18 protein-coding genes are annotated in these 19,502 nt (G+C 72.6%); 9 read left to right on the forward strand and 9 right to left on the reverse strand.

The window, feature by feature from the left end; all coding sequences use genetic code 11:
* Nucleotides 1–116: 116 nt before the first annotated feature.
* Nucleotides 117–1,358, forward strand: a complete 1,242-nt coding sequence (locus tag ACFU5G_RS07705; protein WP_377242404.1) for an NAD(P)/FAD-dependent oxidoreductase — start codon at nt 117–119, stop codon at nt 1,356–1,358.
* Nucleotides 1,355–2,308, forward strand: a complete 954-nt coding sequence (gene sigJ, locus ACFU5G_RS07710) for an RNA polymerase sigma factor SigJ (protein ID WP_377242406.1) — start codon at nt 1,355–1,357, stop codon at nt 2,306–2,308. Before ACFU5G_RS07705 ends, sigJ begins: the two co-directional genes overlap by 4 nt.
* A gap of 28 nt (nt 2,309–2,336) precedes the next feature.
* Here sigJ and ACFU5G_RS07715 read toward each other — a convergent pair whose 3' ends face one another.
* A complete protein-coding gene (locus tag ACFU5G_RS07715; RefSeq protein ID WP_377242408.1) occupies nt 2,337–2,999 on the reverse strand; it encodes a histidine phosphatase family protein in 663 nt (220 codons plus the stop codon).
* 49 nt (nt 3,000–3,048) lie between these two features.
* Nucleotides 3,049–3,888 carry an inositol monophosphatase family protein gene (locus tag ACFU5G_RS07720; protein ID WP_377242410.1) on the reverse strand — a complete coding sequence of 280 codons (840 nt, stop codon included), beginning with the start codon at nt 3,886–3,888 and terminating at the stop codon, nt 3,049–3,051.
* A 22-nt stretch (nt 3,889–3,910) separates the two neighbouring features.
* Between ACFU5G_RS07720 and ACFU5G_RS07725 the strand changes: the two genes are divergently transcribed.
* Together ACFU5G_RS07725 and ACFU5G_RS07730 are read left to right on the forward strand one after the other, a co-directional pair.
* Complete coding sequence (locus ACFU5G_RS07725; RefSeq protein ID WP_377242412.1) at nt 3,911–4,798, forward strand: hypothetical protein; 888 nt, start codon at nt 3,911–3,913, stop codon at nt 4,796–4,798.
* Nucleotides 4,799–4,869: 71 nt separating this feature from the next.
* Nucleotides 4,870–6,243, forward strand: a complete 1,374-nt coding sequence (locus ACFU5G_RS07730; protein ID WP_377242415.1) for a glutamate decarboxylase — start codon at nt 4,870–4,872, stop codon at nt 6,241–6,243.
* Nucleotides 6,244–6,246: 3 nt separating this feature from the next.
* Here ACFU5G_RS07730 and ACFU5G_RS07735 read toward each other — a convergent pair whose 3' ends face one another.
* Nucleotides 6,247–8,031, reverse strand: coding sequence for a collagen-binding domain-containing protein (locus ACFU5G_RS07735; protein ID WP_377242417.1), 1,785 nt, complete (start codon nt 8,029–8,031; stop codon nt 6,247–6,249).
* 297 nt (nt 8,032–8,328) lie between these two features.
* Between ACFU5G_RS07735 and ACFU5G_RS07740 the strand changes: the two genes are divergently transcribed.
* Nucleotides 8,329–8,841: a GNAT family N-acetyltransferase gene (locus ACFU5G_RS07740; RefSeq protein WP_377242419.1), complete on the forward strand. Its 513-nt coding sequence runs from the start codon at nt 8,329–8,331 to the stop codon at nt 8,839–8,841.
* A 30-nt stretch (nt 8,842–8,871) separates the two neighbouring features.
* Here ACFU5G_RS07740 and ACFU5G_RS07745 read toward each other — a convergent pair whose 3' ends face one another.
* The 4 genes from ACFU5G_RS07745 to ACFU5G_RS07760 form a co-directional block, all read right to left on the reverse strand.
* Entirely contained in the window at nt 8,872–9,597 is a 726-nt protein-coding gene (locus tag ACFU5G_RS07745) for an AAA family ATPase (RefSeq protein ID WP_377242421.1), read from the reverse strand.
* A 9-nt stretch (nt 9,598–9,606) separates the two neighbouring features.
* Nucleotides 9,607–10,422 carry a phosphotransferase family protein gene (locus ACFU5G_RS07750; protein WP_377242424.1) on the reverse strand — a complete coding sequence of 272 codons (816 nt, stop codon included), beginning with the start codon at nt 10,420–10,422 and terminating at the stop codon, nt 9,607–9,609.
* A 79-nt stretch (nt 10,423–10,501) separates the two neighbouring features.
* Nucleotides 10,502–10,792 carry a hypothetical protein gene (locus ACFU5G_RS07755; protein WP_377242426.1) on the reverse strand — a complete coding sequence of 97 codons (291 nt, stop codon included), beginning with the start codon at nt 10,790–10,792 and terminating at the stop codon, nt 10,502–10,504.
* 73 nt (nt 10,793–10,865) lie between these two features.
* The gene (locus tag ACFU5G_RS07760) at nt 10,866–11,804 is read right to left on the reverse strand and encodes an aminoglycoside phosphotransferase family protein (protein WP_377242428.1); all 939 of its coding nucleotides are present in this window, start codon (nt 11,802–11,804) and stop codon (nt 10,866–10,868) included.
* A 98-nt stretch (nt 11,805–11,902) separates the two neighbouring features.
* Between ACFU5G_RS07760 and ACFU5G_RS07765 the strand changes: the two genes are divergently transcribed.
* Together ACFU5G_RS07765 and ACFU5G_RS07770 are read left to right on the forward strand one after the other, a co-directional pair.
* On the forward strand, nt 11,903–12,466 hold the full coding sequence (locus tag ACFU5G_RS07765; protein WP_377242430.1) for a dihydrofolate reductase family protein: 564 nt from the start codon (nt 11,903–11,905) through the stop codon (nt 12,464–12,466).
* 240 nt (nt 12,467–12,706) lie between these two features.
* Complete coding sequence (locus ACFU5G_RS07770) at nt 12,707–14,644, forward strand: BTAD domain-containing putative transcriptional regulator (RefSeq protein WP_377242432.1); 1,938 nt, start codon at nt 12,707–12,709, stop codon at nt 14,642–14,644.
* Nucleotides 14,645–14,730: 86 nt separating this feature from the next.
* On the opposite strand, the gene ACFU5G_RS07775 is transcribed toward ACFU5G_RS07770, so the two are convergent.
* Together ACFU5G_RS07775 and ACFU5G_RS07780 are read right to left on the reverse strand one after the other, a co-directional pair.
* Nucleotides 14,731–16,107, reverse strand: coding sequence for an FAD-binding oxidoreductase (locus ACFU5G_RS07775; protein WP_377242434.1), 1,377 nt, complete (start codon nt 16,105–16,107; stop codon nt 14,731–14,733).
* A 112-nt stretch (nt 16,108–16,219) separates the two neighbouring features.
* Complete coding sequence (locus ACFU5G_RS07780) at nt 16,220–16,699, reverse strand: hypothetical protein (protein WP_377242436.1); 480 nt, start codon at nt 16,697–16,699, stop codon at nt 16,220–16,222.
* A 75-nt stretch (nt 16,700–16,774) separates the two neighbouring features.
* On the opposite strand from ACFU5G_RS07780, the gene ACFU5G_RS07785 reads away from it, so the two are divergent.
* Nucleotides 16,775–17,662 carry an aminoglycoside phosphotransferase family protein gene (locus ACFU5G_RS07785; protein ID WP_377242438.1) on the forward strand — a complete coding sequence of 296 codons (888 nt, stop codon included), beginning with the start codon at nt 16,775–16,777 and terminating at the stop codon, nt 17,660–17,662.
* Nucleotides 17,663–17,937: 275 nt separating this feature from the next.
* Entirely contained in the window at nt 17,938–19,170 is a 1,233-nt protein-coding gene (locus ACFU5G_RS07790) for a cytochrome P450 (RefSeq protein WP_377242440.1), read from the forward strand.
* Nucleotides 19,171–19,502 lie beyond the last annotated feature (332 nt).

Here is a 19,502-nt window from a genome sequence, read left to right on the forward strand (position 1 = left end):
GCACCCGCGGAGCGCCTGTGGAGCGGCTGTGGCCCGCGTCACACCCACCCGATGTCACGTCCGGGGAACCCGCGCCCATCTAAGGGGCAGCAACGTCGAGCGAAGGAGCAGGAACGATGAACGCACAGCACACCAGCAGCCGCACCACGACCAGCCGCACCACGAGCAGCACGGCCGGCAGCACCGCCGCCCACCGCGTGGTGATCCTCGGGGCCGGGTACGCGGGCATGGCCGCGGCGGTCCAGCTCGCGGCCCGGACCAAGGGCCGCCAGGACGTGCAGGTGACCCTGGTCAACGGCTCCGACCGGTTCACCGAGCGGCTCCGCCTGCACATGACGGCCACCGGCCAGGAGGTCGCCGAGCTGAGCATCCCGGAGATGCTCGACGGGACGGGCGCGCAGCTCGTCCGCGGCTGGGTCACCGCGGTCGACGCCGAGACACGGACCGTGCGGATCGACGACGACCGGGTGCTCCCCTACGACACCCTGGTCTACGGGCTGGGCAGCGTGGCCGACACGACGCGCGTGCCGGGCGCCGACGACCACGCCTACGGCTTGAGCGGCGCGCAGGACGCCGAGCTCCTGGCTGACCGGCTGGGCCAGCTCCGCGGCGGCACCGTCGTGGTCGTGGGCACCGGGCTCACGGGGGTCGAGTCGGCGGCGGAGATCGCCGAGCAGCGGCCGGACCTCGACGTCGTCCTGGTGGGGCGGACCGAGCCCGGCGCCACGATGAACGCGAAGGCCGGCACCTACCTGCGGGGCGCGCTCGACCGGCTGCGGGTCACGGTCCGTTCGGGGGCCGACGTGGTGAAGGTGCAGCCCGACGCCGTCGAGCTGGCGGGCGGGGAGCGCATCGCCGCCGACGTCGTCCTGTGGACGGGCGGGGCGCGGGTGTCGCCGCTGGCCGCCGCGGCCGGGCTGGAGGTCGACGACCGGGGCCGCGTCGTCACGGACGCGGCGCTGCGCTCGGTCTCGCACCCGGACGTCTGGGCGGTCGGGGACGCCGCCGCGATCCGCCAGGGCTACGGCGTCATGCACGGCACCTGCCAGGGCGGCATGCCGACCGGCGTGCACGCCGCGCTGTCGATCGACCGGCTGCTGCGGGGCAAGGAGCCCCGGCCGTTCCGGTTCGGCTACTACCACACGCCGGTCAGCCTGGGCCGGGCGGACGCCGTCGTCCAGTTCACCCACCCCGACGACAGCCCGCGGCGAATCAGCCTGACCGGGCGTACGGCGATGCGGTACAAGGAGACGGTGACCGCATCTCCCTGGCCGACCTACGGCCGCATGAAGAAGGTTCCCGCCTCCGGCGCGTTCTGGCCCACCGGCGGGCGCTTCACCAGGAAGGCGACGCGATGAACGCCTCGACCGAGCCTTCGGGGGCGACCGAGCCTTCCGGGGCCGCCGGGCCCGGGCAGCAGGTCTTCCACGAGCACCGCCGGCTGCTGTTCTCCGTGGCCTACCGCCTGCTGGGCAGCGCCGCCGACGCCGAGGACGCCGTCCAGGACGCGTGGATCAGGTGGTCCGCCGCGGACCGCTCCCAGGTGGCCGACCCGAAGGCCTACCTGACGCGGATCGTCTCGAACCTGGCGCTGGAGCGGCTGCGCTCCGCCCGGCACAAGCGCGAGACCTACGTGGGCCCGTGGCTTCCGGAGCCCATCCTGACCGGCGGGGACGCGTCGGACGCCGCCGTCGGCGCCGAGTCGGTCTCGATGGCGATGCTCGTGGTGCTCGAGACGCTGAGCCCGCTCGAACGCGCGGTGTTCGTCCTGAAGGACGTGTTCGGCTTCAGCCACGCCGAGATCGCCGAGGCGACGGAGCGGTCCGAGCCGGCGGTGCGCCAGGCCGCGCACCGGGCCCGGGAGCACGTGCAGGCCCGGCGCCCGCGGTACGGCGCCGACCGGACCCGGCAGCGCGAGGTGACCGAGCGGTTCTTCGCGGCCACGGCCGGCGGTGACCTCAACGCCCTGCTGGAGCTCCTGGCCCCCGACGTCACCCTGTGGACCGACGGCGGCGGCAAGGTGCGCCAGGCGCTGAAGCCCGTGGTGGGCGCCGACACGGTGGCCAAGTGGTTCGCCGCGCTGGGGACCGTCACCTACCAGGGCATCGAGCCCACCGACATGCGCGCGGAGCTCGTCGAGATCAACGGCGGGCCCGGCGTCCTGTTCAGCGGGGCGGGCCGGGTCATCTCCACGGTCACCTTCGCGTTCGACGACGACGGGCGCATCGCGGCGATCCACAACGTGGCCAACCCGGACAAGCTCCAGGCCGTCGCCACCGGCGTCCGGTACACCCTCGGGACGAGCTGAGCCGGGCTCAGGGCTCAGGGCTCAGAGCTCAGGGCTCGACGGGCTCGCCCGTCGGGTCCTCGCCCACCAGCGGGGCCAGCTCGGCCCCGCCCACGGGTTCGGCGTCCCACGCGACGAGCCGCCAGCCGCCGTCGGGGTCGCCCTCGACCTCGACGAGGCCGGTGTTCGCCAGCGGGGTCTGCTCGGCGTGGTCGACGTCCACGCCGCCCACGCGGGCGGCCGCCCACGCGCGGATCGCGGCACCGTGCGAGACGGCGACGACGCTCTCTGCACCCTGCGCCGCGAGCTGCGCGATCGCGTCGTCGTACCGCCGCAGGAAGGCCCGCCCGTCGGGGCCGCCCGGCATGGCGCGGCCGACGTCGCCGCGTGCCCAGGCGAACAGGGTGTCGAGGTAGCTCAGGTGCGCCTCGTGCGCGTCGGCCATCTCGAGGTCGCCGGCCTCGATCTCGCGCAGGCCGGGCAGCTTCACCGGCTCGATCCCGCGGTCCTTCGCGAGCGGCGCGGCCGTGAACGACGTCCGGATCATGGACGAGACCGCGATGGCGCCGATCTCGCGGTCCCGGAGCGCGTCCGGGACCGCGGCCGCCTGCTTCTCGCCGAGCGGGGTCAGCCCAGGGCCGGGGACCGCCGTGTCGAGCAGCCCCCTCACGTTCGAAGGGGTCTGACCGTGGCGCAGCAGCAGAAGTCGCATGGGCGCATTCTTCCTGACGCCGCCCGATGGGTCGGACCCCGTCCGTGGCTCAGCGGCGTGATCCGCCGTGGATCATCGACATCAGCTGCGCGTGGGTCCCGGCGTCGGCGGCGACTACCAGGCCGCGGCTCCTGGGCCCCAGCGGGGCGCCGTCGAGCCCGGTGACCAGGCAGCCGGCCGCCCGGCACAGGGCGATGCCGGCCGCGAAGTGGACGCTGCCCGCGAGCCCGTCGCCGTCGGTGACGTACGCCGCCCGCCTGCCCGCCGCGACCCACGCCACGGCCAGCGTGGTGGACACGACGCGCGGCCGGAACCGCTCCCCGAACCCGGGGTGGGCGAGCAGGTCCACGGCCCGGAACCCGGGCGCGGCCGGGAAGGGCGGGTCCAGGTTGACGTCGACCAGCCGGGTGGCGGACGTCGGCTCCAGCCGCGCGTCGACGCCGTCCCGGCGCACCCGGGCGGACGTGCCGTCCGTGCGGAACACCTCGCCGCTGAACGGGTCCGCCACGGCCGCCGCGCCGTCCCGCAGCGCGCCGTCCCGTAGCGTGCCGTCCCGCAGCGTGCCGTCCTGCAAGGCCACGTTGACGGCGGCCAGCATGCTGCCCGCCGCGTAGTTCAGCGTCCCGCACAGCGGGTCGACCAGCCACTGCCGCGCGGACCCCGCGGCGCCGTGCTGCCCGCTCTCCTCGCCGAGCACCGCGTCGTCGGGCCGGGCCGTCCGGAGGACGTCGAGGATCGCGCGCTCGGCCGCGACGTCGGCCGCGGTGGCGAAGTCGCCGGCGCCCTTGTCGAACCTGGTGAGCGGACCGCCGTACATCCTGCGCACCACGTCCGCGCCGGCCAGAGCCGCGGCGGTGGCGACTTCGGCGTCGTCCAGGTCTGTGTGCACCACCTGATGCTAGTTTCGAGAGGTGGCTGACGACGCGCCGCACGGCCCGCTGATCGCCCGTCCGGCGCGGTGGGCGCTGGGGCGGGTCGAGCGTTCTGGCGGGTTCGTCACCCGGATGACCTGGCACCTCGTCGACGGGTCGTCGGTCCGCTGGGCGTCGCGAGCCGTACGCCGCCGGGGCCGGGTCGAGGTGCGGGACGCGAGCGGCGCCCTGACGCGCGTCGTCGGCGCGGAGCCCACCACCGCCGCCCGCCTGGCCCGGGTCAACGTGGTCGCGGGCGTGGCCTTCATGATCGGCGGGGCGATGTTCGCCCTGGGCCCGCTGCTCGCCCAGCTCGGCGTCGGGGGCGTCCGCGGCGTCGACACGGTCTACCTGGTAGGCGGGCTGTTCTTCAGCACCGGCGGCTACGCGTCGGTCGTGCAGGCGTCGAACGTGCCCACCACCATCGACGAGGGCGGCACCCTGAGCGCCACGGCCTGGCGGTGGTGGGCCTGGCTGCCGCGGCAGATCGGCTGGCTCAGCGTGGCCGTGCTGTTCGCGGGCACCCTGTTCTTCGGCGTCAGCCTGGTCGCCGCGTTCGCGTCCGACCTGACGGCGCGGCAGTCGAACGGCTGGATCTGGCTGCCGGACATCACGGGCTGCGTCTGCTTCCTCCTGTCGGGGCACCTCGCTCTGCTGGAGGTGTGCCACGGCCGCATCGGGGTGCGGCCGCGCGAGCTCGGCTGGTGGGTGGTGGCCGTCAACCAGGTGGGATCGGTGTTCTTCTTCCTGGCCGGGCTCGCGGCGTTCACCCGGCCGGCGACGTCGACCGTGGTCGCCGCCGGACTGGTCGACTGGGGCACGTTCATCGGGGCGGTCTGCTTCGTCGCGGGCGGGGCGCTGCAGCTCGGCGAGCGCCCGGACCGCTGACTCTCCCGGGCCCTGGAAGTTCGCCCGCCCACCGGTCGACGACGTCTGGGGGCCGTGCTTGACTCAAAAACATGGGCACGCGTGACGAGCGCACGACGGCGCTGTACGGCAACCGCTTCCTGACCGAGGAGGTTCCGTCCACGGTGTTCCCGGCCACCGGCATGAGTCCCACGGACACCATGCGGATGCTGGGCGAGGACCTCGCGCTCGAGGGCGACCCGATGCGCAACCTGGCCACCTTCGTCACGACCTGGATGGAGCCGGAGGCGCAGCGGATCATCGCCGAGAACCTGCACCGCAACTTCATCGACCACGCGGAGTACCCCATCTCGGCGGAGATCGAGCAGCGCTGCGTGCGGATGCTCGCCGACCTCTTCCACGCGCCCGGCGAGACCACCGGCTGCCGCACGCAGGGGTCGTCCGAGGCGATCATGCTCGGCGCGCTGTCGCTGAAGTGGAAGTGGAAGGAGCGGCGCCAGGCCGCCGGGCAGCCCGTGGACCGCCCCAACCTCGTGTTCGGCGGCGACGTGCACGTGGTCTGGGAGAAGTTCTGCCGCTACTTCGACGTCGAGCCCCGGATCATCCCCCTGGGCGTGGGCAAGTACACGATCGGGCCCGACGACGTGGCCCCGTTCCTCGACGAGAACACGATCGGCGTGGCCGCCGTGCTCGGCACCACGTTCACCGGGCACATGGACGACATCGTGGGCATCAACCAGCTGCTCCTGGACGTCAGGCGGGAGCGCGGGCTCGACATCCCGATGCACGTTGACGGCGCCAGCGGCGGCTTCGTCTGGCCGTTCCTGTACCCCGACTCGCGCTGGGACTTCCGGCTGGAGCAGGTGCGGTCCATCAACGTCTCGGGCCACAAGTACGGCCTGGTCTACCCCGGGATCGGCTGGCTGGTCTTCCGCGAGACCTCCGACCTGGCGCAGGACCTCGTCTTCTACGAGAACTACCTGGGCAAGACCGACGCGACCTTCACGCTGAACTTCTCCACGGGCGCGGCCATGGTGCTGGCGCAGTACTACAACTTCGTGCGGCTCGGCCGTGAGGGCTACACCTACGTGATGACGCAGATGCAGCAGAACGCCCGGGTGCTGGCAGCCAACCTGCGCGACACCGGTCGGTTCGAGGTGATCGGCGACGACGCCGAGCAGCTCCCGCTGGTGGCCTTCCGGCTCGCGGGCGACCACGTCGGGTACGACGAGTCGGACATCGCGTGGCAGCTCTCGGCCGAGCGCGGCTGGATGGTCCCGGCGTACACGCTGCCGCCGGACGCGCAGGACGTGAAGATCCTCCGGGCCCTGGTCAAGGAGACCATGAGCCGGGCGCAGGTCGACCGGCTCACGCAGGACATCGACGAGGCGTGCAAGACCCTCGACCTCAAGGGCGGCGCGCACCCGAACGAGCGGCGGCGCGCCAAGACCGGCACTGGCTACTGAGGCTTACCTGCCCACGCGGCGCCGGACGGCGATGAGGAGCGCCCCGAGGAGCACCGCGGCCGTCGCGGTTCCCGCCAGGACGGCGGCGGGCGAGCCGGTCACCGCGAGCGAGCCGGGGCCGTCGGGCGTGCCGGGGGTACTGGGGGTGCCCGGGGTGCTGGGCATGGGCGTGCCGGACGGCGCCGGGGTGCTCGGCGACGGCGTGTCCGACGGCGAGGGGCCGGGGGTCGGGGTGCTCGGGCTGGGGCTCGGCGACGGCGTGACCTCCTCGGCGACCGTGAAGGTCTGGGCCTCGTCGGCGAGGTCCTCGTGCGCGGCGACCTGGACCCCGCCGCGGGTCAGCACCTCGAACACCACGAGGGACTGCCCGGCGTAGGTCCGGGCCTGCTCGGCCGTGACCTCGAAGGGCAGCTCGAGCTCGCCGGAGGACTCCGTCGGCGTGAAGGTCGCGCTGGCCGTGATGCCGGTGTCGGTCCCGTCTGCGGTCATGACAGTGCCGGTCACCACGTACTCGGCGCCCGGCGTCAGCCCGCTGTAGGTGACGGTGTCGACCACGGTGCCGCCGGTCACGGGGAGCACCTTGTCGTCGGTGCCGTCGACCGCGACGCTCGACCCGATCTCGGGTACGGCGGTCACGGCGTCGTCGCACAGGAGCAGGCCGCCGAACGTGTGGTGGTGGATCTCGCCGCCGCCCGTGGTGGTGACGCCGTCGGCGAACCACTGGCCGTTGGTGGTGATCCCGGAGGCGAACTCGACGGTGGCGTTCGGCGCCCAGATGGCGCCGAGCTCCAGTCCGTCCACGGTGACGGTCCCGGTCACGGCGGACAGGTCGAGCATGATGTAGCGCGCGTAGTCCTGCTGCTCGCCGCTGCCGGCGGACCAGCCCTCGAAGTCGAGCGGCCCGATCGTGGTGGTGCCCTCGGGCACGCGGATCACGAGCGGCGCCTGCGCCGTCGGCACGTAGCCGTCGGCCCGGTCCATCTTGATGGTGGCGCCCGCGACGTCCGCGTAGTCGATGACGTTGGGCATCGTGGTGGAGAAGCCGGAGACGTAGACGAGTCCGCCCTCCTGCTCGACGGTCACGGCGTTGGACAGCTCCGGGTTGCCGTACATCGAGGCGAGGCACTCGTTCGTCCGCTCGACGTCGGCCGCCAGGCCGGGGAAGTAGTCCGCGACCGCGGGCTGCTCGGTCTGCAGCTCGGAGACGTCGAAGCCGGCGTACGGGGCGGCCTTGAGATCGAGGAACCCGCCCTCCGGGTTGGTCACGCGCGGGAAGTCGCCGCCCGCGTTGTTCCCGACGCCGCCGCCGCGCACCTGCGCGGTGAGCCCCGTGGTGTCCGCGAGCTTCGCGAGCGCGTTCGCCTCGGGGCTGGAGGTGGCGATGGTCCCGGAGTCGTCGCGGTTCGAGATGTCGAAGGAGCCGGTGCCGGTGAACGTGCCGGCGAGGATCCGCACCGGGTCGCCGTCGACCAGGGGCACGGTGTAGTCGGCGCGGCCCGCCGTCTGGTGGAGCAGGGTGTAGCCGTTCGGGTTGTCCGACGAGACGCTGCCGAACGCGGCGACGGAGCCCTCCAGCTCGGCGTTCCCGAGGTGAGCGTTCCCGGTCGTGAGGATCGTGAAATCGCTGTTCACGTCGAACGGGTTGTAGGTCGAGACCGCTGCCTGCGCGGTGATCGCGCCCGGGACGCCGGCCGGCCCGGTCAGCGCGGTCAGCCCGGCCAGCCCGACGACGGCGGCCGCGGCCGCCACGATGCGGCCGCGACGAACACCGCTCCTGAAGAAACTCACGTGTGTGCCCCCTGCACTCCGGCCGCGCGAAGACCGCGACCTCGCGGCGCAGACGCGCCGTCGCTGGCGACCATAACGCCGGGCCAAAGAACCCGAAACTGCCAAACCGACGTTTGGCGCAAACACATACATCGGTCTGGATATATCGGGCTGAATGCACTGCTCGACGTCAGATGGTTCGGACGTCGGATGGTTCGGACGTCAGATGGTTCGGACGTCAGATGGTTCGGACGTCGGGTCGCTCGGACGTCGGACGGCTCGGACGGCGTCCCGAAGGCGCCGGATAGGGTCGGCCGCATGTTCCTGCTCGAGACCGATCGCCTGCTGCTGCGGCCCTGGCGCGTGTCCGAGGCCGCCGTCCAGCACGAGATGTGGACCGAGCGCGACCCGCGCGTACCCCCGCACCGCCGGATCGGCGTCGACGGCCGGCCGACGGTCGAGGACGTCGCGGGGTGGATCCGGGACGCCGCCGAGCCCGCGGCCCTCGGGCTGCCGGCGCTGGAGCTGAAGGGCTCGGGCGACGTGATCGGCTACTGCGGCCTGATCACCGGCTCCCAGGTGCCGGACGACGAGCCGGAGCTCGCGTTCGAGCTGCTGCGCCGGGCCTGGGGTCAGGGGTACGCGACCGAAGCCGCGTGGGCGGTGCTCGGCTGGGCGCGGGATTCGGGCTACGAGCGGCTGTGGGCCACGGTCCGGGCCTGGAACGACGCCTCGCTCCGCGTGCTGGCGAAGGTCGGGTTCACCGAGTCGGGTCGCGTCGAGCCGGACGCCGTCCACGGGGACTCGGTGTTCCTCACCAGGGAGCTGTGAGGGGCGCCGCCAGTCGTTGTCTTCGGCCGGTCACTCGGCGTCGAAGAACATGTGCGGACGGCCGAGGAACCTCTTCCAGAGGGCGACCGACTCCAGCTCGGACCACGCGCGCTCGGCGATGCCGTCGTCGGTCATCTCCAGGATCTGCGCGCCGGGGATCGCCGCGACCAGCGGGGAGTGCGTCGCGTAGATGACCTGCGCATCGTGGTCGGCCACGAGGTCCTGCAGCCGGTACAGCAGCTGGAGGGTCGACTCGAACGACAGCGGCCCCTCGGCCTCGTCGAGCAGGTAGAGGCCGGGGCCGGCGAACCTGCCGGAGATCGCCTGGAGGTAGGACTCGCCGTGGCTGACCTCCGTCGAGAGCCGGTCGCCGTAGCCGCTCACCCCGGCCCCGGTCATGAACTCCAGCATCCCGGCGGCGGTCTCGGCGCGCAGGTAGAAGCCCTTCGCCTTCTGCCGGAGCATCCGGGCCCCGGAGATCGTCCGGTCCAGCACGAGGGCCTCGCCCAGGGGGCTCGGCTCGAGCTGGCTCGCGTACCTGCGGCCGCCGTGACCGCCCCGCACGTCGATCCCGTACTGCTCGGCGATCGCTTCGAGCACCGTGGACTTGCCGGACCCGTTGGCCCCCATCAGGACCACGATGCCGCTGGTCAGCCGCACACCGCGGGCCGCGATCTCGGCGACGGCCGGCACCGTCCACGGCCAGACGCCCCGCTCGACCTCGGCGGGCCTGACGCTCAGTCGCTCGATCAGCACCCCGACAGGCTACCTATCCCCGGGGTCCGCCATCCGGGACCGGAGGACGTCGAACTCGCACCCCGGCGTGTCCGGGTCGAAGCCGTGCTCGATCAGCCAGCGCGACGCCGTCAGGCTGCGCAGCGACCACCACGCGCGGATCACGTCGCGGTCCGCGCCGGGACCGTAGCCGGCGAGCAGGTCGTCGAGCCGCTCCTCGTGCCCGAGGGTCAGGATCGCGAGGTCGAACATGGCGTCACCGGGGGCCGCCTCGGACCAGTCGATGACGCCGGTGACCTCGTCGCCGTCGACGAACACGTGGGTGATCTGCAGGTCGCCGTGGATGAACGCGGGCGTCCACGGCCGCAGGGCGGCCTCGGCGATCTCACGGTTACGCCGCACCACCTCGGCGGGCAGCGCGCCGCTGGCGAGCAGCCATGCGCACTCCGTGTCGAGCTCCGCCGCGAAGTCGTCCAGCGAGCGCCCCGGCCACGGCGGTAGGGGCGCTTCGTGCAGCTTCCGGATCGCGGCTCCCGCCGCCGCCCACGCGGCCGACGACGCCTCCGACGGCGCGCCGAGCACGCCCAGGGCCGTGCCGGGGACGGCGGCGATCGCGAGCACAGGGGGTTCACGCCAGAGGATCGCGGGGGTCGGGACCGGCGCCAGGGCCATCGCCCGCACCTCGACGTCGGCGTGCGCCGCGTCGCCGTCGACCTTCAGGAACACGTCGCCGACGCGCAGCGTCGCGCGCTGGCTGTGGGCGACGACGACCTCGATCTGATCCGTGCCGGTCTTGTCACTGCCCGCCTCGCTCATGCCCGCCTCGCTCATGCCCGCCTCGCTCATGCCGGCCATCCTGACGGAGGCGGACACGGATCTCGCTGTTTTTTGCGACGACGCCGGCGGGCGCAGGCTCCTCCGAGCGCTAGTCGCTCTCCCTGTTGAGCACTGCCTTGGCCATGCGGTCGACGTTGTCGGCGAGCTGGTAGACGCCGATGACGAGCTGGACGGCGCCGACGACGATCGCGGTGCCGCCGATGAACATGAAGAGCACCAAGGCCGCCTCGTTCGGCACCAGGCGGAGCCCCAGGACCAGGTAGAGGACGGCCGCGCCGCCGAGGACCAGGCCGAGCCCCAGCGCGAGAGAACCCGCGGAACCATGGACCTTCTGCTCCGTGGAACCAGGGTTCGCGGAACCGATCGTCTCGTCGCTCATGGGGTGAAGCGTGCCATCGAACGGCCCGGGAATCGACAGAAGTACTCCGGGCTGCCCAAGCACTCCGGGATGCTCAGGCACGCTCTGTCAGCATTCCCGCCAGATGTTCCGCGTACTCGGTGAGCCGGTCCACCGGTGCGCCGTTCCGAGCGATCCGGAACCCGCGGCGGCGGCCCCAGAACGCTGCCTGCACCAGGTGGAGCTGAGCCCAGCGCTGAACTCGCTCGCGGTCGAGCTCGGCGGCCTCGGCGAAGACGTCGAGGGTGCGACGAACGGCTTTTCGCAGGTCGTCGGCTTCAAGGAACGTCACCGCCCGCGCCTTCAGGAGCGCACCTGCGTCGTAGGCGGGATCCCCCGCGTACCCCTTTGGGTCGACCGCCAGCCATGGCTCACGGTCGGCGCGCAGGATGTTTCTCGGATGAAGGTCCCCGTGGACGAGCACGTCCGGCTGGACGCTCACGACCTCACGGACGGTCGCCACGGCGGCGTCCACCACGTAGGCCGGCAGCCGGTGCGGCAGCTCCTCGGCGTCCCGGTGCAGCTCCTGCTCCCAGGCCTCGGCCCGATGGCGCAGCCGGGGCAGGCCGGGTGGCGCGGGAACGGCCAGTCTTCGACTGAGCCGGCCCGCGACCGCCACGAGGTCGTCGCCGTAGTCGGCGTCGGCGTCGGCCAGGGTCGAGGTCTGGGCCCGCTCCAGGAGCATCGCGAACCGCGCGTCGTCCCGTGCGTGCAGCAGAACGGCACCGCGCCCGCCCCACGCCGCGAACGCGTCCGGCTCATGGACGTTGCCGGGGTGCGGGAACGACACCTTCAGCATCGCGGCGTCGCCGGACCGCCGTCGGACCGGAACGATGACGCCCACACCTCCGTGCAGGACGGCGCCGTCGGGCGCGCACTCCCAACGCGCCGTCAGCGCGTCCACGATCCCGGGCAGCTCGGCGAGCCACGCCGCTCCGGACTCGCCCTCCCGCTCGATGGTGGTCCGAACGAACGCGTCCGGTACCTCGATCATCCGAGCACCCTAGGGGCCAGGCACGCGCCACCCACCGATGAGTTCTCCGCTCCGTGCCGGTCTGCGCTGGAGACCGACCCGACGGAAGGCATCGACCCATGCGCAAGCTGCTCTACGGCATGAACCTCAGCGTGGACGGCTACATCGCCGCGCCCGGTGACGACATCGGCTGGAGCGAGCCGAACGACGAGCTGTTCGAGTGGTGGCTCGACGAGGAGCGGGCCATCGAGCTGTTCCTGTACGGGCGCAAGCTGTGGGAGATCATGAGCTCCTACTGGCCGACGGGCGACCAGCAGCCGGGCGCGACGCCGGCGCAGATCGAGTTCGCGCGGAACTGGCGGGACACGCCGAAGGTCGTGTTCTCGTCGACGATCGACGAGGTCGACTGGGACGCTCGGCTGTTCGACGGCGACGCGGTCGCGGAGATCGCCCGGCTCAAGGCCGAGGACGGCGGGCCGATGCGGGTCGGTGGGGCGAAGCTCGCCGCGGCGGCCATGCGGGCCGGGCTGATCGACGAGTACACGGTCGTCACCCATCCGGTGCTGGTGGGCGGGGGCATACCGTTCTTCACCGCGCTGGACAGCTGGGTGAACCTGAACCTGGTGGAGACGCGCACGTTTGCCGGCGGAGTGGTGCTGAACAGGTACGAGACGAGGCGCTGAACCCGTCGCACAGGTCACGTCACCCTGGCCGCGTGTATCAGGCCCGCCCGGCTCGCCTCGTTTCTCTGCACACAGATACCTGCACACAGCGGGACGGAGTCCCTTGGCGGCCCGGGTCGTCCCGTCGCCACGGGACGACCGAGACACCGAGACACTCCGACTGCCGGCCGCGCTCCGCTAGCCTGGGGCGTCGATCGGCCACGTCTCGACGTCCGCGAGCGCCCCGGGAAGCGAACCCTCATGTCCGATCTTCACCTGGCCCTGCTCGGCCCTGTCCGTATGTGGCGGGACGGCACGGAGATCCCGCTGGGCTCCCCGCAGCAACGTGCGGTCCTCGCCGTGCTCCTGCTGCACGAAGGCCGCGTGGTACCCGGCGAGGAGCTGGTCGACGCCCTGTGGGGCGAGGCCCCGCCGAAGGGTGCCTGGGGCACGCTGCGCACCTATGTCTCCCGGCTGCGGCAGGTCTTCTCGGGGTCAGCCGTCGTGATCAAGACGGCCGGCACGGGATACGCGGTGCACACGCCGCCCGGATCCGTCGACGCCGTGGTCTTCCGGGATCTGGTGACGCGGGGGCGGGACCAGGCCGCGGCCGGCAGCCCGGGTGCGGCGGCGACGTCGCTCACCCAGGCGCTCGCGCTCTGGACGGGCGACGGTCTGGACGGCGCGCCGGGTGAGTACCTCGCGCGGCAGCGCGCCCGGCTGCAGGCCGCCCGCCTGGCCGCCACCGAGCTCCGGTTCGCGGCGATGCTCGACGCCGGGACCGACGCCGTCGGGCAGGAGGACGTCGCGGCGGAGCTGACGCTGCTCGTGGAGCAGCACCCGTTCCTGGAGCGGCTGCGGGAGCTGCTCATGCGTGCGCTGTACCGGCAGGGCAGGCAGGCCGACGCCCTGGCCGTCTACCACGCGGGTGAGGCCCTGCTCCGCGACGAGCTCGGCATCGATCCCGGGCCCGCGCTCCGGGCCGCGCACCAGCGCATCCTCGTGTCCGACCCCGGCCTCCTGACCACGCCCGAGCATGTACCGCCCGCGCTGGACGCCGGCCGGCCGGACCGGCCCCGCTCCGGCTCCCGCACAGGGCGGGACGGTTCAGGGCAGGACGGTCCAGGGCAGGACGGTCCGGCGCCCACCCTGCTCCCGGCGCGCCTGCCCCAGTTCACCGGCCGGGACGCGGAGCTTGCCCGCATCGCCGCCGCGCTCGAAGAACCCGCCGACGGGACGGTCACGACCGTCGGCGTCCACGGGCTCGACGGGCTGGGCAGGTCGGCGCTCGTCGTCGAGGCGGCCCACCGCGCCGTCGGCCGCTACCCCGGCGGCTGTCTCTACGGAGACCTCGGCCGGACGGCCGGGGGCCTCACCGAGGTCCTCGGGGCCTGGCTCGGCGCCTACGGCGTCCCGCCCGCCGACGTGCCCGGCTCGGCGACCGCCCGGGCGGTCACGCTCCGGGACGCGACCAAGGACCGGCGGGTCCTGGCAGTCCTGGACGGTGTGGAGGACACCACGACGCTCGGCACGCTGACCGCCGTGCTGCCGCCGGGCAGCGCGGTGCTGTTCGTCGCGCGCCGCTGGCACCCCGAGCCGGTGAGCACGACGTGGGTCCAGGCCGGGCCGTTGCCCGCCGACGACGGGTTGCGGCTCCTGACGCACGTCGCCGGCCGGGACCGGCTCGCCGGTGACCCGGACGCCGCCGCACGCCTGGTCGCGCTGTCCTGCGGCTGGCCGCTGTCGCTGCGCCTCATCGGTGGGCGGCTGAACACCCACCCCCGCTGGAGCGTCGCCGCGATGGCCGACCAGCTCGCCCACGAGCTCGCCAACCCGGCCGCGACGGTGCACGACGACTGCCTGCTCGCCGAGGCTCCCGTCCTGCGGGCCTACCTGCGCCTGCGGCCCGCGCAGGCGCGAGCGCTGCGGCGGACCGCGGGGCTGGAGAGCGGGACCTTCGCCATCCACGAGGCCGCCGACGCGTTGGGCATGACGTGCGAGGACGTCTGGAGCGTCCTGGACTCGCTCGTGGAGCTGGGCCTGCTCACCGAGAACGGCCCGGCGGGTCTGCCGCACAGCACGACGTACCAGATGGCGGCGGTCGTGCGGGCTTTCGCCCGACGGCGGCCGGAAGAGCCCGACGAGCTCGACGCGTGGCCGGTGCGGCGTGATCGCGCCGAGCTGTACGCGGCGAGCTGACCTCCGCCTGTGGGTGGTCCTGGTGGGCGGGCGGTCCCCGCGGCCGCCGTCCTCCCTCGAGGAGGCGGCCACGAGGACGGCGGTGGTCAGGCCCGCGCGGGCGCGACCGGGTGGTTGCCGCGGACGACGTCGGCGGCGTCGTACTGCGCCTTGACCCGGCCGAGCCGGTCCAGCGTGCCGGGGTCGGCGAAGGGCACTCCGCCGGCGCGCTCGGCGAAGTTCAGGTAGCCGGTCGGGGCGGTCCAGGGGCGCATGGCCTCGGCGAGGGCGTCCAGGCCGCGGTGCGTCGCCTTCACGGCTGCCTCGACCGGGGTGATCGCCACGGAGAACACGGCATAGGCCGCGTCGAACCCGGTCACTGCGCCACCCTGCGCCGGCCGCGGCGCGAACCCGCCACCGAGGTGGCGGATCTCGGCGCTGAGCACCGGGAAGTCGGCCTCCGGACCGGCCACCGAGAGGTAGGCGTCCAACGCCTCGGCCGGCAGCTCGTTCAGCAGGACACCGTCGCCCGTCCCGGGCACGGGGCCCGGCGGGTCCATGTGGATCTCGGCCAGCGCCTGGGGCGTGCAGGGCTGCACGGTGTCCATGACCGGTCCCAGGGCGCGCAGCGACGCGAGCGCGGCCTCGGTCTCGCTCCCGTCCAGGAGCGAGACCAGCTCGACCACCACGAACGACTGGCCGCGCACCGGCTCGGGGATCTCCTCCATCGGCGGGAAGCGCAGCAGCCGGCCGACGGACGTGATCTCGTCCGGGACCGACGCCGTCCACTCCCGCCACGCGTGCAGCACCTCGGCGGCGCGCTCGATCGGCCAGAACAGCGTGCCGCCGTGCAGCTCGCCGACCTCGACGAGGCCGAACTCGAGCGCCGTGACGACCGCGAAGCTGCCACCACCCCCGCGGATCGCCCAGAACAGGTCCGGCTCGGTCTGCGCGTCGATGCGCCGCAGCACGCCGTCCGCGGTCACGACCTCGGCCGCCACGACCTGGTTCGCGGCCAGACCGTACTTCCGGCCCAGCCACGACAGGCCGCCGCCGAGGGTGTAGCCCACCACGCCGACGTCCGCCGCGGTGCCCGCCAGACCGGCGAGCCCGTACGGTGCCGCGGCGGCCGTGACGTCACCCCAGAGCGCACCCGCCTCGACGCGGGCCGTGCGCGCCTCGGCATCGATCACGACACCCCGCATCGCCGAGGTCTTGATCAGGACGGTGCCGGCCAGCGGGCCCAGCGGGTTCGCGTTGTGCCCGGTACCTTGCGCCGCCACGCGCAGGCCCGTCGCACGAGCGGCGTTCACCGCGGTCACGACGTCGTTGGCGCTCGCCGCGAGGACCACGGCCTCCGGGTGCTGGTCGACGGTCAGCTGCCACGCCTGGCGCGCGCCGTCCCAGTCAGGATCGCCGGGCAGCACGAGGCCGCCGTCGAGCTGCGCGCGCAGCGTGTGTACGTCGAGTTCGTTCGAGGACATCGAGAAGTGCTCCGTTCGGTGGGGTTCAACGCCCCGATCCTCACGAGTCCGCGTCGACACCTGATCGACGTCGTGTCGACATCCCGTCGACGGGTCAGCGCTCCTGGCAGGCTCAGGTGTCGTAGATACCGTCCCAGGGCTCATAAAAGCCCAGCCCATCCGGGTAGAGCTCGGCCCAGTCGTCAGCGCCCGCGCCCTCGCCGTGCCGCTCGAGGACCAGACCGAACAGGACCCCGTCGTACGTGGTCTGAAACGGACGGATCGCGATGCTGCCGAACTCGCGCCCTGGAAGGGCGTCGAGCCGCTCGGCAAGCCACTCCTCCAGCCCTGGTGCGACGGTGACGCCGTCCCGCTCCTCGCGGACGGTGCCGCCGGTGAGGAACTCGGACCCGACATGGTGCCCGTCGTGGTCGAACCGGTGCAGCGCAGCGAAGGCGAGCTTGTGATCCAGCCAGTCGCCCCAGGTCGCGTTGTACCCGTCGCGGAAGGCATAGGTGAGGGACGCGAAGAACTGCCCGTCGTCGTACCGGCCGATCGTGGCAGTCCGGTAGTCGGGCTCGTGGGCGATCGGGATCAGGTCAGGAACTGGCACGCCTGGCATCTTGCCAGTAGCCACCGACACGCCCTGCAGAGGCTCATGGGGGACGGCACGGTCTAGCCTGGCGGTGTGATCCTCGACGTTCCCGAGCAGGTCCGCAACACGGTCATGGCCGGCGGGAACGAGTCCTGGCTGGACGAGCTCCCGGGCATGGTCGACTCGCTGGCCGAGGAGTGGTCGCTGACGATCGGGTCCAGCCTCGCGGGCGGTCACGTCGCCCTGGTCGTCGAGGCGACGCAGGTCGACGGGACTCCGGCGGTCCTCAAGATCGGCGTGCCGGGTCGGGACATCGGACCGGAGGCCACGCTGCTGCGCCTGGCGGACGGCGAGGGATGCGCCAGGCTGTTGGGCGAAGACACGGATCGGCAAGCCCTTCTGCTGGAGCGCCTCGGGGCTCCGATGTACGACATCGTGGCCGACCCGGTCAGCCGCCACAGCTTGCTGTGCGATGTGGCGGTCCGCCTGTGGCGTCCGCTCGGCCCCGACATCGATCTTCCGACCGGTGCGAACCTGGCTGAGCAGTACGCCCACCGGCTACCAGGACTCTGGGAGCAGGCGGGGCGTCCGTGTTCGCCGGCCACCGTGGCGTACGCGCTGGAGTGCATGAACCGTCGCCGCCTTGCCCACGACGACCGATCCGCGGTTCTGGTCCACGGCGACATCCACGAGCTGAACGCCCTGCAGGCGAGCGACGGCAGCTACAAGCTCATCGATCCAGCCGGGCTGCGGGCCGAACCGGCGTGCGATCTCGGCACCATCGTGCGCTGCAACCCGGACCTCGGCGACGACCTCCGGGCGCGGACCGAGCGACTGGCATCTCGCACGGGCGTAGATGCCACCGCCATCTGGGAGTGGGGCACCATCCACCGTGTCTTCAGCGGCGTCTACGCCTGCAGTATCGGCTTTCAGCCGTTCGGCGAGCTGCTGCTGGCCGAAGCGGATCGACTCAAGGCATAGGCAGGACTCGACCGGAGGGGAGCCTCCGTCCGCAGTCACTCGCTCGGCGCCTCCGCGTTCTCGGTGTCGTCCACATCGACCGAGATCATGACGTTCGCCACCGAGCTCATAGCGATCGTTCTACCGGAGCGGACCCGGACCTGGCCGCCGTGGGGAAGAAAGCAGCGTGTTTCGTGTTCTCTGCTGCCCGTGATAGAAACGCCTCATCGGGCGTCTACGCAGGTCGCCCCATATTTCGATGGATAATTTGGATGGATGTCGACGGGTGGAGAGGCATGCCTGACCTGGAACCGCAGCCGAGCGGGGGCCGGGTCGCGCTGGTGGACCTGACCGGTGCAGAGGACATGACTGCGGAGCTGCGCAAACTGCAGGAGAAGTGGGGCCCCGTGGCCCCCGTGGACCTGGAGCCAGGCGTACCGGGCTGGCTCGTGCTGGGGCACGCCGAGGTCATGGAGGTGATGCGCACCGAGAGCGTCTTCGCCCGGAACCCACGGCACTGGAGAGAGCAGCTACCACCGCAGTCGACCCTGCACGCCATCCTGTCCCCGACCGGACGGCGGAACCTGTACTTCGCGGACGGCGCGGAGCACCGGCGGCTGCGGCTCCCGGTGGACGAGGCGTTCGCCGACATGGACGAGGTCCGGACGGCAGCGCTCGTGCGCGTCGTCTGCGCCCGGCTCATCGACTCGTTCGCCGCCAAGGGCAGTGCGGACCTGATGGGCGAGTATGCGGCGGCGGTGTCGTTCCTGGCGGTGTCGGCCATGTTCGGGTTCGACGAGCGGCAGGGGGTCGACCTGTTGCGCTGCGCGAGCGAGATCTTCGGGCACGGCGGCGATCCCGTGTCAGCCCTGGTCCGGATGGACCAGATCGTGCTGGACCACGTCATCGCGACCCGGGCGGAGCCAGGCCCGAACCTGACCTCCAGCTTCATCAAGCACCCGAGTTTCGAGGACGACACCGAGATCGTGCACTCCATGGTGATCGCGATCTGCGCGGCCAACGAGATGCTCGTGACCTGGATCGCGGCCACACTTCGCCGGATGCTCACCGACCCGCGGTACACGGGTCGCGTCACGGGCGTGCGCCGCGGCCTGGACGACGCGATGGACGAGACGCTGTGGAGCGAGCCGCCCGTGGCGAACCTGCCCGCCCGGTACGCCGTGACCGACTGCACCCTCGGCACCGCCCAGATCCGCGCCGGTGACGCGATAGTGATGGGCGTGGCCGCCGCGAACAACGACCCGCGGGTACGCACCAGCGACGACCTCTTCGAGGCGGGCAACCGGTCGCACCTGTCCTTCGGCGTCGGGCCGCACGCGTGCCCCGCCAAGCGCCCCGGGCGGCTCGTGGTCAAGATCGCGGTGGAGAGCCTCATGGAGCGGCTCGACCTGAGGCTCACCGACCCGGTGGTGAAGTGGGCGCCATCGCCGTGGTCGCGCTACCCGTCCACGCTACCGGTGACGTTCACTCCCGAGCGCCAGGCGGCCCGCACGCCTGCCCGCGTCTGACCTGCCCCTGGAGCGTCAGACGGCATCGAGGTGCGCCTTGCCGTTCACGCAGGTCTTCGTGCGCCATGCCCGCGCGGGGTTCGCCGTCGGGTCTCCGGGTGCACCGGCGTACGGGACGTCCCGGTGCGCACCCAGGACTCGACCTCGTCCACCGCAGCCTCCCCGAGGCGTCGCGCCTCTCCGCCGACCGACCCGGCAATGACGGTGTCGTTCGTGACGAACCGACAGGGGGTCTTCGACACCGGGGTCGGCGTGGCGGGCGGTTGCCGAGGCTGCCAGGTTGCGCCAACGGCGCACAAGACTACCCACACCGTCACATGACTGCCTCATAG

Origin of the sequence: Promicromonospora sp. NPDC057488 (assembly GCF_042802395.1) — a bacterium.
Taxonomy (GTDB): Bacteria; Actinomycetota; Actinomycetes; order Actinomycetales; family Cellulomonadaceae; genus Promicromonospora.

Coding starts and splice junctions, on each gene's coding strand:
- ACFU5G_RS07705 (WP_377242404.1), top strand. CDS start 117: ATGAACGCACAGCACACCAGCAGCCGCACCACGACCAGCCGCACCACG.
- sigJ (WP_377242406.1), top strand. CDS start 1,355: ATGAACGCCTCGACCGAGCCTTCGGGGGCGACCGAGCCTTCCGGGGCC.
- ACFU5G_RS07715 (WP_377242408.1), bottom strand. CDS start 2,999: ATGCGACTTCTGCTGCTGCGCCACGGTCAGACCCCTTCGAACGTGAGG.
- ACFU5G_RS07730 (WP_377242415.1), top strand. CDS start 4,870: ATGGGCACGCGTGACGAGCGCACGACGGCGCTGTACGGCAACCGCTTC.
- ACFU5G_RS07740 (WP_377242419.1), top strand. CDS start 8,329: ATGTTCCTGCTCGAGACCGATCGCCTGCTGCTGCGGCCCTGGCGCGTG.
- ACFU5G_RS07750 (WP_377242424.1), bottom strand. CDS start 10,422: ATGAGCGAGGCGGGCATGAGCGAGGCGGGCATGAGCGAGGCGGGCAGT.
- ACFU5G_RS07755 (WP_377242426.1), bottom strand. CDS start 10,792: ATGAGCGACGAGACGATCGGTTCCGCGAACCCTGGTTCCACGGAGCAG.
- ACFU5G_RS07760 (WP_377242428.1), bottom strand. CDS start 11,804: ATGATCGAGGTACCGGACGCGTTCGTTCGGACCACCATCGAGCGGGAG.
- ACFU5G_RS07765 (WP_377242430.1), top strand. CDS start 11,903: ATGCGCAAGCTGCTCTACGGCATGAACCTCAGCGTGGACGGCTACATC.
- ACFU5G_RS07770 (WP_377242432.1), top strand. CDS start 12,707: ATGTCCGATCTTCACCTGGCCCTGCTCGGCCCTGTCCGTATGTGGCGG.
- ACFU5G_RS07775 (WP_377242434.1), bottom strand. CDS start 16,107: ATGTCCTCGAACGAACTCGACGTACACACGCTGCGCGCGCAGCTCGAC.
- ACFU5G_RS07790 (WP_377242440.1), top strand. CDS start 17,938: ATGCCTGACCTGGAACCGCAGCCGAGCGGGGGCCGGGTCGCGCTGGTG.